At 46.9% G+C, this 16,082-nt stretch carries 16 protein-coding genes; 7 read left to right on the top strand and 9 right to left on the bottom strand.

All coding sequences use genetic code 11. From position 1 onward, the window contains the following. Positions 1–5: 5 nt before the first annotated feature. Positions 6–281: a YcgL domain-containing protein gene (locus L4D06_RS01860; RefSeq protein ID WP_274163783.1), complete on the bottom strand. Its 276-nt coding sequence runs from the start codon at positions 279–281 to the stop codon at positions 6–8. A 314-nt stretch (positions 282–595) separates the two neighbouring features. Here L4D06_RS01860 and minC point away from each other — a divergent pair, with 314 nt between their 5' ends. From minC to minE, 3 genes are read left to right on the top strand one after another with little or no spacing between them, the layout of a single operon-like run. Then, positions 596–1,258: a septum site-determining protein MinC gene (gene minC / locus L4D06_RS01855; protein ID WP_274163784.1), complete on the top strand. Its 663-nt coding sequence runs from the start codon at positions 596–598 to the stop codon at positions 1,256–1,258. A gap of 19 nt (positions 1,259–1,277) precedes the next feature. Continuing rightward, positions 1,278–2,090 carry a septum site-determining protein MinD gene (gene minD / locus L4D06_RS01850; protein WP_429737671.1) on the top strand — a complete coding sequence of 271 codons (813 nt, stop codon included), beginning with the start codon at positions 1,278–1,280 and terminating at the stop codon, positions 2,088–2,090. A gap of 3 nt (positions 2,091–2,093) precedes the next feature. Beyond that, entirely contained in the window at positions 2,094–2,357 is a 264-nt protein-coding gene (minE, locus tag L4D06_RS01845; RefSeq protein WP_274163786.1) for a cell division topological specificity factor MinE, read from the top strand. A gap of 56 nt (positions 2,358–2,413) precedes the next feature. Here the strand turns inward: minE and rnd are convergent, their stop codons facing one another. From rnd to yoaA, 6 genes are all read right to left on the bottom strand, one after another. Further along, entirely contained in the window at positions 2,414–3,538 is a 1,125-nt protein-coding gene (gene rnd / locus L4D06_RS01840; protein WP_429737670.1) for a ribonuclease D, read from the bottom strand. Positions 3,539–3,720: 182 nt separating this feature from the next. Continuing rightward, entirely contained in the window at positions 3,721–5,406 is a 1,686-nt protein-coding gene (gene fadD, locus L4D06_RS01835) for a long-chain-fatty-acid--CoA ligase FadD (RefSeq protein ID WP_274163788.1), read from the bottom strand. A 95-nt stretch (positions 5,407–5,501) separates the two neighbouring features. After that, positions 5,502–6,380 carry an alpha/beta fold hydrolase gene (locus L4D06_RS01830; RefSeq protein ID WP_274163789.1) on the bottom strand — a complete coding sequence of 293 codons (879 nt, stop codon included), beginning with the start codon at positions 6,378–6,380 and terminating at the stop codon, positions 5,502–5,504. Positions 6,381–6,487: 107 nt separating this feature from the next. Further along, the gene (locus L4D06_RS01825) at positions 6,488–6,778 is read right to left on the bottom strand and encodes a chromosome segregation ATPase (protein WP_274163790.1); all 291 of its coding nucleotides are present in this window, start codon (positions 6,776–6,778) and stop codon (positions 6,488–6,490) included. Positions 6,779–6,828: 50 nt separating this feature from the next. Beyond that, complete coding sequence (gene tsaB, locus L4D06_RS01820) at positions 6,829–7,524, bottom strand: tRNA (adenosine(37)-N6)-threonylcarbamoyltransferase complex dimerization subunit type 1 TsaB (RefSeq protein ID WP_274163791.1); 696 nt, start codon at positions 7,522–7,524, stop codon at positions 6,829–6,831. A 91-nt stretch (positions 7,525–7,615) separates the two neighbouring features. After that, complete coding sequence (yoaA, locus tag L4D06_RS01815; protein WP_429737669.1) at positions 7,616–9,568, bottom strand: DNA repair helicase YoaA; 1,953 nt, start codon at positions 9,566–9,568, stop codon at positions 7,616–7,618. Between the two features lie 239 nt (positions 9,569–9,807). Between yoaA and purU the strand changes: the two genes are divergently transcribed. Beyond that, a complete protein-coding gene (gene purU / locus L4D06_RS01810) occupies positions 9,808–10,644 on the top strand; it encodes a formyltetrahydrofolate deformylase (protein WP_429737668.1) in 837 nt (278 codons plus the stop codon). A gap of 73 nt (positions 10,645–10,717) precedes the next feature. Here purU and L4D06_RS01805 read toward each other — a convergent pair whose 3' ends face one another. Then, positions 10,718–11,290 (bottom strand): VOC family protein, encoded by a 573-nt coding sequence (locus tag L4D06_RS01805; protein WP_429737667.1) that lies wholly within the window; start codon positions 11,288–11,290, stop codon positions 10,718–10,720. 380 nt (positions 11,291–11,670) lie between these two features. Between L4D06_RS01805 and argS the strand changes: the two genes are divergently transcribed. Then, complete coding sequence (argS, locus tag L4D06_RS01800) at positions 11,671–13,401, top strand: arginine--tRNA ligase (protein ID WP_274163795.1); 1,731 nt, start codon at positions 11,671–11,673, stop codon at positions 13,399–13,401. A gap of 135 nt (positions 13,402–13,536) precedes the next feature. After that, complete coding sequence (locus tag L4D06_RS01795) at positions 13,537–14,559, top strand: GGDEF domain-containing protein (protein WP_274163796.1); 1,023 nt, start codon at positions 13,537–13,539, stop codon at positions 14,557–14,559. Between the two features lie 128 nt (positions 14,560–14,687). Here the strand turns inward: L4D06_RS01795 and L4D06_RS01790 are convergent, their stop codons facing one another. Next, positions 14,688–15,287 (bottom strand): DUF924 family protein, encoded by a 600-nt coding sequence (locus L4D06_RS01790; protein ID WP_429737666.1) that lies wholly within the window; start codon positions 15,285–15,287, stop codon positions 14,688–14,690. A gap of 242 nt (positions 15,288–15,529) precedes the next feature. Here L4D06_RS01790 and L4D06_RS01785 point away from each other — a divergent pair, with 242 nt between their 5' ends. Next, a complete protein-coding gene (locus tag L4D06_RS01785; RefSeq protein WP_274163798.1) occupies positions 15,530–15,964 on the top strand; it encodes an HIT domain-containing protein in 435 nt (144 codons plus the stop codon). Positions 15,965–16,082 lie beyond the last annotated feature (118 nt).

Raw genomic sequence — 16,082 nt, 5'->3', positions numbered from 1 at the left:
CTCCTTTATAACTTGGTGTTTTTTGTTCGAATATGTAGCAGTGCCCCATCAGGTGGTGGTGGCAGTTGCAAATAGAAACCTTCGTTCTGCAAACTCTCTTTCACTTTGGAAAGATCCGCAATCGCAAGCTTCTCTCTTTTATCTAGGTTGACCATCATAACGAACTGAGGGTTCCCAAAAGTTTGTAACAATTGTTGAGGTACATCCCCTAAATCATCTTTACGATTTACATAAAGATAGGTCGATTCTTTTTTACTGCTCTTATAGATTGCGCAATACACCTTGTACCTCACAGTGTTGCGATTTCGCAATAAAGAGAAATCGCTTAGATATTTGTTATGAATTCGACGATTAAAACGCCACAAACGGCGTTCATGCTTGCCGCAAAGTTTCCATGAATATACCATGCTGAACACAGTCTGATAATGCGTGCGTCCCTCATATTTTTGGGGATGAAGCGGAAAAGTGTATCCATCTGTTCTTTACACAGATATTTCGCCCCAATCGTTACATTGCAAGGAGGCATTATTCCCATTGCGAGACACATTAATACGCGTAAAATCAGCGCAAACAACTGCCATCAGGACAACATCTAATGACCAAAAACGCTGAGCTCAAAGGCAGTTCATTTACGCTTTCTGTCCTTCATTTATTAGATGACGACTTAGATAGCGCTATGCAGATTCTTTCCGATAAGGTGAACCAAGCACCGGCATTCTTCGACGGCGCACCCGTTGTGGTCGATATTTCAAGACTGCATCGACAACCTGACTTTTCGGCATTGAAAGCCACGATAGAACAGACTGGCATGCTGGTTGTTGGTGTCACAGGGTGCAAACAAAATACTTACCGTGAAGCGGCAAAACTCGCGGGACTCGCTGTGATGAATCCGGCAAACCAAACTCGGGTCAATGACCCTATTCAAACGCCGACAAAAGTCGTCACAACGCCGATTCGTTCAGGCCAACAGGTTTATGCAAAAAACGCCGATTTGGTCGTGCTAAACCATGTGAGTGCTGGCGCAGAGATCATTGCAGATGGCAGTATTCACATCTATGGCGTACTTCGTGGACGTGCAATAGCGGGCGCTAGCGGTCAAAAAGAAGCCCACATTTTCTGCCAGAACCTGCAATCAGAATTGTTATCTATTGCTGGTACATACTGGCTGAGTGAATCCATCCCAGAGCAATACGCAGCTCAACCGGTGAAAGTCTCACTCAAAGAAGACTCTTTAAACATTGAACCCCTCACACTGTAATTATCCAAAGGATTGAGGAATGACTCGAATTATCGTAATCACTTCAGGCAAAGGCGGCGTGGGTAAAACCACTTCAAGTGCAGCCATTGCAACTGGCCTTGCTCAAGCTGGGAAGAAAACAGCAGTTATCGACTTTGATATTGGTCTACGTAACCTTGACCTCATCATGGGCTGCGAACGTCGCGTAGTGTATGACTTTGTTAATGTTATCAATGGTGAAGCAAACCTTCATCAGGCAATGATCAAAGACAAGCGCATTGAAAATCTTTATGTACTTCCCGCCTCTCAAACGCGCGATAAAGATGCTTTGACGAAAGAAGGTGTGGGCCGTGTTCTTGACGACCTTAAAGCGATGGATTTCGATTTCATCATCTGCGATTCACCAGCAGGTATCGAAGCGGGCGCCCTGATGGCGCTATACTTTGCTGATGAAGCCATTGTCACCACGAACCCTGAAGTCTCTTCAGTACGCGATTCAGACCGTATTCTAGGCATTTTGGATTCCAAGTCTCGCCGCGCTGAAAACGGTGAGGACCCAGTGAAAACTCACCTTCTCCTGACGCGCTACAATCCAGTGCGCGTTAACCGCGGTGAGATGCTAAGCGTCGCTGACGTGGAAGAGATTCTGCGTATACCTCTATTGAGTGTTATCCCAGAAAGCCAATCTGTTTTGCATGCGTCAAACAAAGGCGAACCTGTCATTTTGGATGAAGAATCCGATGCCGGACAAGCGTATGCCGACGCTATCAGTCGCCTACTCGGCAATGAGTGCCCATTCCGCTTCTTGGAAGAAGAGAAGAAAGGGTTTCTAAAACGACTATTTGGAGGATAGAACATGGCACTGCTGGAATTTTTCCGTCCGAAAAAGAAAGCATCTGCATCGGTTGCGAAGGAACGCTTGCAAATCATTGTTGCCGAACGTCGCAGCGCCGGGTGTTCAGAGCCCACTTACTTGCCTCAGCTAAAACAGGATATCCTTGACGTTATCCGTAAGTACGTTGATATTTCTCCAGAGCAAGTCTCTGTGGCTCTCGAACAACGAGATGACGATTTGTCTGTTCTAGAGCTCAACGTCACTTTGCCTGACGAAGACAAATAAGCATCAATAAAAAAACCGGCTTTCGCCGGTTTTTTTATGCTGCTGTTCTGCCCTGCTTAAGGTTTATTGAGCAAAGGCATAACGCGTTCTTCCAAGTAAGCTTTACGCCACCCAGAAAGCAAATCAGGCATTTTCTCTGGATTTTGCTCATTTATCCAAGCCCACTTTAGCACTTGGTGAATTTGTTTTTTCGACCCGATAAACTCAGGCACTACACCCAGCTTTTCCGCGACGGCATTGGTTTGGTCTTTGATGTCTTTGACCATCTGCTTGTAGCCTGGCATGTCAACGAGACGCACGATGGTTTCTGGGTAGTCCGACTCAAGCATTGAATCCAAGTCTGAAACCATACGTAGCATTCGGCTACCGTGACGCTCAACTTCAAATCGGTCAAACCCTTCATCAGCCATTTTATCCAATGAACGAATATCAAAACGCGCCATTTTCCAAAGATGAAGTTCCTTCACCACAAAGTTCAGCGCCAAATCTCGGCGACGAGCTTCTTGTAAACGCCAGCTCGCCAGCTTTTTAAGCACAGCCAGTTGCTTAGGACGAAGCTGCCATGCATTCTTGATATCCAAATAGGCTTTTTCTGGATCCGCTGTCTTTCCGCGCTTGCTAACAATCAGATTGCACTCTTGTATAACAGCTTCTTGCCAGCCCGCAGCTTCAATACGTTCAGCAAGTAGGTGATACAAAGGCCACAGGTAGAACACATCAGCGGCGGCATATTCAAGTTGTTTGTCTGACAGCGGGCGGGCACACCAATCAGTTCGCGCTTCACCTTTATCAAGTGTCACCACCAAGTATTCTTCTACCAAGGCAGCGAAACCCGTAGACAGACCGTGACCTAAAAATGCCGCCATGATCTGCGTATCGACCATTGGCGTTGGCATGACACCAGAATAATGATGGAACACTTCCAAATCTTCACTGCAAGCATGTAGCACTTTAATGACGGATTCATCTGTAAGCAGTGCCCAAAGCGGAGTCATGTCATCGAGCTCAATAGGGTCGATCAGAGACAAGGTTTCTCCATCATAAAGTTGGATAAGACCCAATCTTGGATAAAGTGTTCGAGTGCGAACAAACTCTGTATCCAACATCACTGCTGGAACCTTTCTCGCTTGCTCACAAACTCGTTCGAGTTGAGATACTTCAGTTACTATTTCAAAGTTCACACTGTCATCCGTATTTAATTTTGACGCCCGAGAGCCTGACCTAATCGCGGCGATACACAAGCAAACAGAAGGTGCTTGAGTGGGTATGGGACCAGAAACAAACATGCTGGCATAAGCCAGCATGTTTTCAAAGGCATATGCCCTTTATTGTACGCCCTTCAACATCAAAGCGCACGAGGGGTTTATGCTTCTGCTTGTTTCGCCTCTTGCTCTTCACGCAGCGCGCGACGCAAAATTTTGCCGACATTGGTTTTCGGCAAATCTTCTCGGAATTCGACAATCTTAGGCACTTTGTAGCCCGTAAGATGCTCACGACAATGCGCCAACAACTCTTCTTTGGTCAAGCTTGGGTCACGCTTTACAACGCAAATCTTGACGATTTCGCCTGAGGTTTCATGTGGCTGGCCAATCGCGGCCACTTCCAACACTTTGCCATGCAGCGCAACGACGTCTTCGATTTCATTCGGGTATACGTTGAAGCCCGACACCAAAATCATGTCTTTTTTACGGTCAACGATATGTAAGAAACCATCTTCGTCAAACTTCACCACGTCGCCCGTTGATAACCAACCATCGTCAGTCAGCACTTCTTTGGTCGCTTCAGGACGCTGCCAGTAACCTTGCATCACCTGAGGGCCCTTAACTTGAAGCTCGCCAACTTGGTCGTTAGACACAACATTGCCTTCATCATCAACAATACGAACATCGGTTGAAGGCACTGGCAAGCCAATTGAGCCATTGTAGTCTTTCAAGTCATACGGGTAGGCAGCAACCAATGGTGAACATTCGGTTAGGCCGTAACCTTCCAATAAGTGTTTGCCAGTCAGTTTCTTCCACTGTTCAGCCACTGCACGTTGAACGGCCATACCACCGCCGACGGTCAGACTCAACTTAGAGAAGTCCAATTCATGGAAATCTTCATTGTTCAGCAAGGCATTAAACAGGGTATTCACGCCTGTGATAGCAGTAAACGGATGTTGTTTTAGCTCTTTAATGAAAGCTGGGATGTCACGAGGGTTGGTGATCAACAGATTCTGACCGCCCATCTCAATGAACAACAAGCCATTCACTGTCAACGCGAATACGTGATACAGCGGCAGCGCAGTCACAACGAGTTCACGCCCTTCTTGAAGTACAGGCGCATACATGGCTTTGGCTTGATCCACGTTCGCCAGCATATTTTTGTGCGTCAGCACCGCGCCTTTTGCCACGCCTGTCGTACCGCCCGTGTATTGCAGGAACGCAATATCGTCGCCCGTCATAAACGGTTTCACGTACTGCATGCGACGGCCTTTCTTGAGAGCAAGGCGCATTGAGGTAGCATGTGGCAGGCTGTATTTCGGCACCATCTTCTTGATGTACTTCACCACGAAGTTAACGATTGTACCTTTCGCACGAGGAAGCTGATCGCCCAAACTGGTCAGAATCACGTGGCGAACGCTCGTGTTATCAACCACTTTTTCAAGCGTGTGAGCAAAGTTCGACACGATAACGATCGCGGCAGCGCCTGAATCATTTAATTGGTGTTCAAGCTCACGCGGGGTGTATAGCGGGTTAACGTTAACCACTACACAGCCAGCGCGCAAAATACCAAACAACGCAATAGGGTATTGCAGCAAGTTAGGCATCATCACAGCGACACGGTCGCCTTTTTTCAGACCAAGATCGTTTTGCAGGTAAGCCGCAAATGCACGACTGCGCTCTTCCAACTTGCGGAAAGTCATGACCTGCCCCATGTTAATAAAGGCAGTTTGGTCGGCATATTTTTGAACCGACTTTTCAAACATTTCTACCAAAGATGGGTACATGTTCGGGGTAATTTCCGCTGGTACATCTGATGGGTAGCGGTTATGCCAAACCTTATCCACTTGATCTCTCCTATTTAATATCGCGGGTCTTGGCCCACGTCAGAAGCAAAAATTCAAACGAGTGTTTTAACACCCAATTAGACCACGAGTAACAATCAATTAACATCACCACACTTTGTGAGATGTAGCTTTGTCACAAAATCAATGATCAACGCAGCAGTTTTCTCCTGACTTTGAAGATGGCAGTGGTGTGTACCTCTTACCATTTCAACGGTCAAATCCTTAAACCACTCTTTGCGCTGTTCAGCGAGTGGGCTGCGTAATTCTGGATATCCGTCGTCGCCAATAATCGCGAGAACTGGACATTGTATGCCTTTGATGAGGTGTTCCGCGTGGTGCATCGACATACGATAAATCGATTCTGTCTTTAGCTTGGCGTCGTGTCTCCAACGCCACTCTTCACCCACTTGCTGAATGCCACGGGTCACCAAAGGGGTTAAATCTTCAATGGATACTTTATTAATGCCACGGCGCAACTTTAACGCCGCATCCAATGACGGCAAACTTCTCGGTGCTTTAATTTTTTGGCGACTTTCGACGCCATGACGAAGACGATCAACCACTTTGTCGTCTCGTTCAGACATCGGGCCAAGTGCCTCAATCATCACCAACCCCTTCGCACGTTCTGGAAACGCGGCACTCCAACATGAAGCAACCAATCCGCCCAATGAATGACCAACGAGGAAGATCTCTCTATCACCCAACTGTAAAATCAGTTGGTGCAAATCATCCACGTAGTCGAAGAAAGGGTAAAAACTGTCGGCACCTTTATGATCAGACAAGCCGTGTCCAGGCCAGTCAGGCATCACTAGGTCAACATGTTCGGTTAGCAGGGGAACAAGAGGTTCAAAACTTCCGCTATTGTCTTGCCAGCCATGAAGCATTAGCAAAATAGGCTTTTGAGTCTCAGACAGACAAACCTGCGCGGCGAGATTCCCAAACCTCACTGCAAATTGTTTTTGTTCTAATACCATGATGCACTGCTGAAAGCTGTATCGGCTTCGCTCTGTTTTCAGAGGGCGCGAAGCCTATCACAGACGAGGTTAATTAAGTGGTACGAGGAGTTGAATTTATCCCGCATTCATACAAATACGTCCACACCAAACATTGCCATAATTTCCTCACGCCTCGCTTGATTCTTCACCTCCATGTAGGAGAGAAGCGCATGCCGGCTTCGACCATCGGGTAAATCATAATGGATCTGTTGGTGGGCGTCTTGTGCGAGCTCTGGGTTGCGAATTCCTTGACTCACCGCTTTGGCAACAACCGTTGGCTGAGTAACCTCAGCTCCTGCTTGCGCCTTCTGTGATTTTTTACGCCCTGCACTCGCTGGACGCTGAATCGGTTGCGGTAGTCCTTGAATTGAAACCATGGCTGCTCTTCTCGGCTCGTTTTATCCTAGCTGCAAACGAAAATGCAGAATTATTCGCGACCAGGTAGCTTTTTCCACGCTACGGTGTCACGCAGATAAACAGGGCTTGCATGTTCTGCATCCACAGCCTCACCACGCGCAAGCGCATGATACGCAAGAATAAGCATGTCTTCAGCTTCTGGATACAAAACGCCGCTATCTGTTGTTTCTAAGTGTAGCTGGCTTATCAAATCTGGGTAGGCCTGCCAGCCTGTTCCTGCCGTAAACCATGAGGCATTTGCCAGTTGCGGATTGAACAGTGCCGGAGGTAATACCGCTTCTTCCACAACCGTTGTCCAGTCACCGTTATCAAGACGTTGAAAGCCACCTGCGTAAATTTCATTCATGCGTGCATCAATGGTTGCAAGCACGTGGTCAGCTTGGTGACGGCGATACGCCTGCTGCGCCATGGCTGCCAGAGTAGAAACCCCCACCATTGGCAAGTTCGCACCGAACGCTAGTCCTTGCGCAATACCGATACCAATGCGCACACCGGTAAAACTTCCTGGCCCACGACCAAATGCTAACGCATCTAATTGATTCAGCGTCAAGCCGGCTTCTGCCAATACGCTATCAACCATTGGTAAGATTTTCGTGGTGTGTTCACGTGGCGCAATTTCACAGCGAGCGATCGTTTCGTCACCCACTTTTAATGCCACAGAACAGTTTTCAGTTGCCGTATCGACGGCAAGAATTTTAGAAGTCATTTACGCCTCGGGTGTCGCTGTAGTTTGAGCAACATCGTAGTTATTTATGTCTGTTAATTGTTTCTTTTGTTTACATGCGCCTTAATAACGCTTATTGCTCATCTCGTTCATCGCTAGCGTCTTTCTCGCTAGCATCAATAGCCATGAGAAACTCACTGACTTTTGCTAAATCTCGCGTTCTTGGGATAGGCGGCAAGCTGCGCAAAAATGTCTCGCCGTATTGACGGCTCACTAAACGATTGTCACAGATAATCAGTGCGCCATGATCGCTTCTGTCGCGGATCAACCGACCAACGCCCTGCTTTAATGTAATCACCGCGTCAGGGATTTGAACCTGAGAGAACGGGTCTCCACCTTGCAGGCGACAGTCTTCAATTCGCGCTTTCAACAGAGGATCGTCAGGCGATATAAACGGTAATTTGTCAATAATAACACAGCTCAGCGCTTGTCCTCTAACGTCGATCCCTTCCCAGAACGCGCCTGTCGCCACCAGTAACGCATTCCCAAGTTCGATAAACTCAGCCAATAGCTTCTGTTTCGACATTTCACCCTGCACCAACACAGGCAAATCAAAATGTTCGCGAAATCCTTCCGACAAATCGCGTACCATTTGGTGAGACGTGCAAAGGAAAAAACAGCGACCGTTATTTTGTTCTATCAGCGGCGCCAACATGTCCACCAGCTTATCTGCCAGCCCGTAACTGTTTGGCTCGGGCAAGAACCGAGGCACACACAAGATAGCCTGAGTTTCATAGTCAAATGGACTTGGTAGTGTGAATTGCTCAGCGGGCTCTAACCCTAAGCGATGGCTGAAATGACTAAAATCATCGTTTACCGCTAACGTCGCTGACGTAAATATCCACGCGCCCTGCTGCATCTGAATTTGTTCGCGGAACTTTTCCGCCACAGACAACGGCGTAATGTTCAAACTAAAATGGTGACGGCTGCACTCATACCAATAGGAATACCCAGGAATCGTGGTATCGCTGAGTCGCTCCAATCGCGCTTTTAGTAATGTTGTGCGCTCAAATGCCGCATCGAGCAACTGGCTGCGTCCAAGCGACAGCTTGATCACATCGTACGCAAGCGTGAGTGCATCTGCCAATCTCACCAACTCACGAGCGACTGCTGGAGAGGTGCTAATTTCACGCCAGTTACCACGAAAGCCGGGCTCGCCGAGCACAATGCGCAAATCCGATGCCGAATGGGACAAGCGATCGGCGACTTTGTCGAGCTGTTTGGTATCTCGTAATTCAGTGCGATAAGCGATATGAATATCTTTGGCGAGTTCTTGGATCTGGCGGCTAGACAGGCTTTGACCGAAGTATTGGCTGGCAATGTCTGGGATCTGGTGGGCTTCATCGAAAATGAACACTTCCGCCTCTGGGATCAATTCGCCGAACCCAGTCTCTTTGATGGCTAAATCGGCTAAGAAGAGATGGTGGTTCACCACGACAAGGTCAGCATCCATCGCCTTTTTACGGGCTTTGACAACAAAACACTCTTTGTAGCTTGGGCATTCTTTGCCAAGGCAATTGTCGTTCGTTGATGTAATGGTAGGAATGATTGGGCTATCTTCCGCCAAATCATCACACTCCCCTAAATCCCCTGTTTTTGTCTCAGACGACCAGCTACGCACTTTAATCAGCTGAGTGAGTAACGTGGGATCCGCCTGTCCATCATGGCTTTCGACCACTTGATGCCCTAATCGCTCAGGACAAAGGTAGTTGGAACGCCCTTTTAGCAACGCCACACGTCCCGTAAAGCCTAAGGTATTCATCATCAAGGGTAAATCACGATGAAAAAGTTGCTCTTGGAGGTTCTTCGACCCCGTACTGACGATGGTTTTCTTGCCACTAAGCAGTGCAGGCGCGAGATAGGCGTAGGTTTTGCCTGTACCTGTTCCCGCTTCTACCACCAGCTGTGAGCTATCTTTGATCGCTCGCTCGACAGCCATCGCCATATCTGTTTGCGGTTGGCGGGGCTGAAAGCCTTTAATCGCTTTCGCGAGCGCACCTGTTGTGGAGAAAACCTTCGAAATCATTGGTCATATGTACAGTATTGGAAAGGACTGCATTATGCCAACAAACCCATCACGCTGCCATTCATCAAGCGGGAAAGGTTTAAGAGTGAGAGCATAAAGATGAAAAAACGAGGGCAATCTCTCCGTCTACCCAAACCATCAACCCAGATTTTTTGACCTAATGGAAAATTCAGCGTAAAACAAATGGAAACCGTATTTGCTTTACAGCACCACTTTGACTTCGCGAGATTCACGCTTCTATGGAAAGAAAGACTCTGCTGACGGATTGTCCGGACGCGCAAGGCCTCATCGCCAAAATCACCAACATTTGTTACAAACATCAACTCAACATTATCCATAACAACGAATACGTTGATCACAGCACTGGGCAGTTCTTTATGCGCACAGAGCTTGAAGGCATCTTTAAAGATGAAACCTTCTTAATGGATATCGATCAGGCATTACCAGCAGGCAGCCATCGTAGCCTTGTTGACGCTAAACGTCGCAAGCGTGTTGTCATTCTTGTCACCAAAGAATCTCACTGCTTGGGCGACATTTTGATGAAAGCCTATGATGGCTCTCTGGAAGTTGATATCGCTGCTGTCATTGGTAACCACAATACCCTTGCGGCATTAACTGAGAAGTTCGATATTCCGTTCCACTTTGTGAGTCATGAAAACGTGGAGCGCGAAGAGCATGAGAATCAGGTCATCGACATTATCGATTCATATTCACCTGATTACATCGTGTTGGCGAAGTTTATGCGTGTATTGACACCAAACTTTGTTGCACGCTTCCCGCGTCAAATCATCAACATTCACCACAGCTTCTTACCTGCGTTTATTGGTGCTCGCCCTTATCATCAGGCATACCAGCGCGGCGTGAAAATTACTGGCGCGACGGCGCACTTCGTTACCAATGATCTCGATGAAGGTCCTATCATCGACCAAAACATTAAGCACGTTGACCACACATTCAGCGCTGAAGACATGGTAAAAGCAGGACGTGACGTCGAAAAAACGGTATTGAGCAACGCATTAAGTTTGGTACTGGAAGACAAAGTCTTCGTGTACGGCAACAAGACCGTAATTTTGTAAACACCGCATCGCACTTGTATACATATAGTTAGAGGGGCTATTTGCCCCTCTACTTAATTGAAAATCCGTTTTTCTACTGTTCACTCTCAATCACTTGTTCTAGCGTTACCGGATGCAGCTTGACGCACACGCCATTTGCCTTGAATGCCACGGTAGGGTTAGCCAAGCGCTCTCCCTCGCCTGAAGGCGAACTCAGTTTCACCTTTACGCCTTTATCTTTCAGTTCATCCCAATGTGATTGAAGTGACGGAAACAGCGAGAAGATATCCTCCAATAACGCTTCAGGAGTGGTGGCGTCAGACGGAATAACCCACTCTGCATGTTCCCACCCTTCTTCTGGATACATTTTTTCACTCGGGTACGGTAGCTCAACACAGCGTGTTTCCCACTCTCCAAACGATAAAGCATCACGCGTCTTAATGACTACGATGGGACGACCATTGATGTTATTCACGGATATTTCCTCACCGTGAATTAACCAAGCTTGATGCAGCTCTTTGGCAAGGCCAATGTCGTTAACGCGAAGCGCTATATGGTCGGCTTCATACGGTGTAAGATCGATGCCCAGCGTTTCTAACAACGCCGTTAAACGATGACTAAAAGGTTCAAGTGAAGAAAGAAGGCGATCAACGGTTAGTGCTGACATGGAAATCTCTTAGTTAGTCAAAAAATCACGCCAAGTATCCCACTGCGAGAAACGTATTACCATTGCGTATCGAATGAGTGAAATTTCTCCAGAAACACACTGCAAGAAAATGAACAAGACTCAGCGACAATGAAATCACGGTATTTCACCGTATATGGGTTTCAAACTACATCTATTTGTGGGTATTATTACGCCTATCAATCTGCACCCGTTTTCGGTGCTGAACGCACGGTATTAAAGCCGTCAACCATGCCCTGCAATGAGCGCTTTTCATTGGGTATCGTTGACGGATTTTTGCTTTAGTACCATTGCCAGTAAGCTCACCGTCATGGCCGAAGGTCATGCTAGAGTCAATCGGGTATCAAAATTAAGGTAAACACGTGAATATTCAAGCCCTTCTCAATGAAAAAGTATCGGCAGCTATGGTCGCCGCCGGTGCACCAGAAGGCAGCCCAGCTGCAGTACGTCAATCGGCAAAAGCACAATTTGGTGATTACCAAGCCAATGGCATCATGGGCGTAGCAAAGAAGCTTGGTGGTAATCCTCGTGATTTCGCGCAAAAAGTACTGGATGTATTGGACCTTGAAGGCATTGCATCGAAAACTGAAATTGCAGGCCCAGGTTTTATCAATATCTTCCTGAGCCCTGAGTGGTTAGGCCAGCAAGCCGAGATCGCGTTGGCTGACAGCCGTTTAGGTGTTGCTGAAGATCAAAAACAAAACATTGTCGTTGATTACTCTGCGCCTAACGTAGCGAAAGAAATGCACGTTGGACACCTTCGTTCAACCATTATTGGTGATGCCGTCGTTCGCACCCTTGAGTTCTTGGGTCATAACGTTATTCGCGCAAACCACCTTGGTGATTGGGGCACACAGTTTGGTATGTTGATTGCCAACCTTGAGCGCCATGAAGCGGCAGGTGGCAATATTTCGATGGATCTTAGCGATATCGAAGGTTTCTACCGTGAGTCGAAGAAACTGTACGACGAAGATGAAGAATTCGCCAAAACGGCACGTAATTATGTAGTTCGCCTTCAAAGTGGTGATGAGTACTGCAAAGAGAAATGGCAGACACTGGTTAAAATCACCCTTGAGCAAAACCAACGCAATTACGACCGTCTTAATGTTTCTTTGACTGACAAAGACGTGATGGGTGAAAGCATGTACAACAGCATGCTTGCAGGTATTGTGGCTGACCTAAAAGAAAAAGGCTTGGCTGAAGAAAGCGATGGTGCAACCGTTGTATTCCTTAATGAATACAAGAATAAAGACGGTGAGCCTATGGGTGTCATCATCCAAAAACGTGATGGTGGTTTCTTGTACACTACCACCGATATCGCGTGCGCCAAATACCGTCACGAAACCTTCAATGCCGACCGTGTGCTGTACTTCATTGACTCCCGTCAGCACCAGCATTTGATGCAAGCTTGGACTATTGTTCGCAAAGCTGGCTATATCCCAGAATCAATGAGCTTAGAGCACCATGCATTTGGCATGATGTTGGGTAAAGATGGTCGCCCATTTAAGACCCGTGCTGGCGGCACAGTGCGTTTGGCTGATCTGTTAGATGAAGCTGAGGTGCGTGCAAAGAAACTGATCGAAGAGAAAAACCCAGACATGTCTGCGGAAGAAAAAGCAAACATCGCTGAAACCGTTGCCATGGCAGCAGTTAAGTACTCTGATCTTTCTAAGCACCGCACTACAGATTACATCTTTGATTGGGATAACATGCTGGCATTTGAAGGTAATACTGCGCCTTACATGCAATATGCCTATACACGTGTGGCTTCTATCTTCGCTAAAGCGGGCATTGATGCAAACGCGGTTGAAGGCAACATCATCATCGCTGATGAAAAAGAAAAAGCATTGGTGTCTAAATTGCTGCAATTTGAAGAAGCGGTTCAATCCGTTGCACGCGAAGGTCAGCCACATATTATGTGTAGCTACCTCTTTGAGCTTGCAGGTACTTTCTCTAGCTTCTATGAAGCTTGCCCAGTACTTAATGCCGAAGGTGAAACAAAGCAAAGCCGCTTGAAACTTGCTGCGCTGACAGCCAAAACCATCAAGCAAGGACTTAGCCTTCTAGGTATCAACACGCTGGAACGCATGTAAACAAAAATCTGAACCCTGTTCACAAAATGAGAGCCTCAATCGTAAAGATTGGGGCTTTTTTCGTTCTCAACTAACACGGCGTACGGTTTGTGCATATCATTACTGATAGCTTTGACATGGAAGTGAGAATCTGGAATGAATGAATATGCTTTGATTGAAGCCACAAGGGTATTTAAACGCGCAGTACCCTTGATGGTGAAATATAAAGTACCAACTACACCGCACTACTTTTCATTGTGGTATGCCTATTGTGCTGGTACCCATCCCGCCCTAAATCGCGCGGTTGATGCCATCGTAAAAAAGGACGGGCTTTGCACCGTCGAACAATGTGACGATTTCATCGAAACGTATTTACTTGATGACGCAACGAAAGAACTCGATACGTTCCGCCAAAAAGTACAGGATTTAGCCGCAGACCTTGGTAGTAGCATGGATACAACCGTATCCAATACTGAAGAATTCCAAGACATTCTGAACTCTTCCGTTACCAAATTGGAAGGCGTAAAGAATCGCAATCTTCAAGGAAATGAAAGTAAAAAAATCACCCACGATCTTTTACAAGGCTCGCAAGATCTCCTCGCGGCAACCGAGCAGTACCAACTGCATGTAAAAGCACAAAGAACAGAAATCGAACAACTCAAGCAACAGTTGGAAGACTACCGTAAGCAAGCTACCCATGATGCACTAACAGGCTGCCTCAATAGACGCGCCTTTGATTTGGCACTTGCCGAACATGTTCATAATAACAATAACGTTTGTCTTATCATGGTCGACATCGATCACTTCAAACTGTTCAATGACGAATTTGGTCACCAAATGGGCGACGGTGTCCTCAAGATCGTAGCGAACAAGCTTGAACAAAATATGCAAGAAGTGGCAACGGTATATCGATTTGGCGGCGAAGAGTTTTCAGTGCTGGTTACCGATGTCTCTATAAAAGGGGCTTGGTTAATTGCTGAGAAAACGCGGAAAGCCTTGGAGCGTCTTTCTGTCACAGACAAACGCACAGGGAAAAAAATCAACTCAATTACCGCCTCTTTTGGCATTGCTGAACGCGCGATGGGAGAGCAAGGCTTCCAGTTTTTAGCAAGGGCTGATGAAGCATTGTATGACGCCAAACATCGGGGTAGAAACCGAGTGATGCCGATGGTTCGCTAAACGAGACGAACACAAGCAACCTTTACCTGATGTCAGATCTCTCTGAGCGTTGAGGTTGTTTGTTAGTTCACATTGATTGTTTGGCTCTAACCGCGATGTGGACTTATCTACCATTGCGCAATATGAAGCTAAGGTCCCAATTTCGCGCCACCATTCGCAAGCCACACCATTTCATTCTCAGTCGACAAGCGACCTAACGATGCGTTGCGCTGAGGAAAGCGTCCAAAGCGCTGTATAATTTCGTAGTGATTCCGTGCCTGCCTGAAGAAATTCTCAAATAAGCCCGCTTCAGACGGCTCCGCTGATTGGCACAATTGACTGAATCTAAACAGCGCCTCTTCTTGGTCTTCCGCGTATTCGGAGTGCTGTAACGGAGTGTAGAAAAACACCCTTTGAATTGGCAGCAGACTCTGGTCCTGCCCCATCGCTAGCCCTCGCTTACACAACGCAAGCGCAAATTCGTCATAGCGAAAAGCCGCGCTCAGCCCTCGATAGACTCGTCGACTGAACTGATCCAACAAAATGATATGAGCAAGTGCACCAAGTGGTGATTCAAGCCATTGAGAGAGCTTACCCTCACCCGCCATGCTCACGTAAGGCAAAAAACGTTCACGAATGAAGTTATCCGAACTTTCGTCCCCATAAAGCCACATCGCTTTGATAGTGTCATTGGTTTGTGGCGCTTCTGCGTCTTCAAACCAAAAGTCCAGCACTTCTATGTAATCCATGCTTGCTCCCACGATGCAGGCTTGGCAGCCTTTTCAACGTCACCTTCATTCTCTTTAGCCTAATCCGAAATCAGAAAAACGATGTCTTAATCGCCGATAGGTGTCGGTTTTTGTGATTTTTCTATGACAATTGCGCAATTCCATTTCATTCCATCATCACAGAGTTTTATCTCTGTCATTGGTTTACATTTATGAAAATTGACAGTAATTTTGAGTGAGTTTGAAAAAGAAGAGAAAACAAAATGACGTTTGAGCTTCATCCGCGTTTAGAGGCAGATACGACTTGGCTGGGTGATTTTCCACTTTGCCGTATTTTGCTCAGCAAAGAAAACATAGGGCCTTGGATAATTTTGGTACCCAAAGTCGATGGAGTCACTGAACTACACCATCTTAGCGATACAGACCAACAGCAATTCATGCGTGAATCCTCACTATTGGCAGCGAAGCTCGAATTTCACACAAACGCTGACAAGTTAAATATGGGGGCGTTAGGAAACATGGTGCCTCAACTGCATGTACATCATATTGCTCGCTTTCAAGATGACGCTGCTTGGCCTGCTCCCGTTTGGGGTAACACTCAAGGAATAACACGAAACGATGAAAGCCAAGCCGCGGTTGTTGAAATGTGGAAAGCACACCTTAATGAAATCGACGGGTTTTCACCGGCAACATCGTAAAATTGCTTCTGGGAAATATCTTAAAAACCAGCCATAGCGTGCCAACATATTGCTGCCCTCTTGCTGGACAAAAAAAAGCGCAGTCATTATCTCACTGCGCTTTTTCTATCGTCGATTA

Source organism: Enterovibrio makurazakiensis (genome assembly GCF_050336585.1).
GTDB lineage: Bacteria > Pseudomonadota > Gammaproteobacteria > Enterobacterales > Vibrionaceae > Enterovibrio > Enterovibrio gelatinilyticus.
The sequence above is the reverse complement of the archived record's forward strand: the minus strand, read 5'-3'. Positions and strand labels throughout refer to the sequence as shown.

Excerpts from the sequence above, each read along its gene's own strand:
- purU (WP_429737668.1), top strand. The coding sequence starts at position 9,808 with ATGGAAAGAAAGACTCTGCTGACGGATTGTCCGGACGCGCAAGGCCTC.
- L4D06_RS01825 (WP_274163790.1), bottom strand. The coding sequence starts at position 6,778 with ATGGTTTCAATTCAAGGACTACCGCAACCGATTCAGCGTCCAGCGAGT.
- L4D06_RS01795 (WP_274163796.1), top strand. The coding sequence starts at position 13,537 with ATGAATGAATATGCTTTGATTGAAGCCACAAGGGTATTTAAACGCGCA.
- L4D06_RS01805 (WP_429737667.1), bottom strand. The coding sequence starts at position 11,290 with ATGTCAGCACTAACCGTTGATCGCCTTCTTTCTTCACTTGAACCTTTT.
- L4D06_RS01790 (WP_429737666.1), bottom strand. The coding sequence starts at position 15,287 with ATGGATTACATAGAAGTGCTGGACTTTTGGTTTGAAGACGCAGAAGCG.
- yoaA (WP_429737669.1), bottom strand. The coding sequence starts at position 9,568 with ATGATTTCGAAGGTTTTCTCCACAACAGGTGCGCTCGCGAAAGCGATT.
- L4D06_RS01830 (WP_274163789.1), bottom strand. The coding sequence starts at position 6,380 with ATGGTATTAGAACAAAAACAATTTGCAGTGAGGTTTGGGAATCTCGCC.
- L4D06_RS01785 (WP_274163798.1), top strand. The coding sequence starts at position 15,530 with ATGACGTTTGAGCTTCATCCGCGTTTAGAGGCAGATACGACTTGGCTG.
- minE (WP_274163786.1), top strand. The coding sequence starts at position 2,094 with ATGGCACTGCTGGAATTTTTCCGTCCGAAAAAGAAAGCATCTGCATCG.
- minC (WP_274163784.1), top strand. The coding sequence starts at position 596 with ATGACCAAAAACGCTGAGCTCAAAGGCAGTTCATTTACGCTTTCTGTC.
- tsaB (WP_274163791.1), bottom strand. The coding sequence starts at position 7,524 with ATGACTTCTAAAATTCTTGCCGTCGATACGGCAACTGAAAACTGTTCT.
- minD (WP_429737671.1), top strand. The coding sequence starts at position 1,278 with ATGACTCGAATTATCGTAATCACTTCAGGCAAAGGCGGCGTGGGTAAA.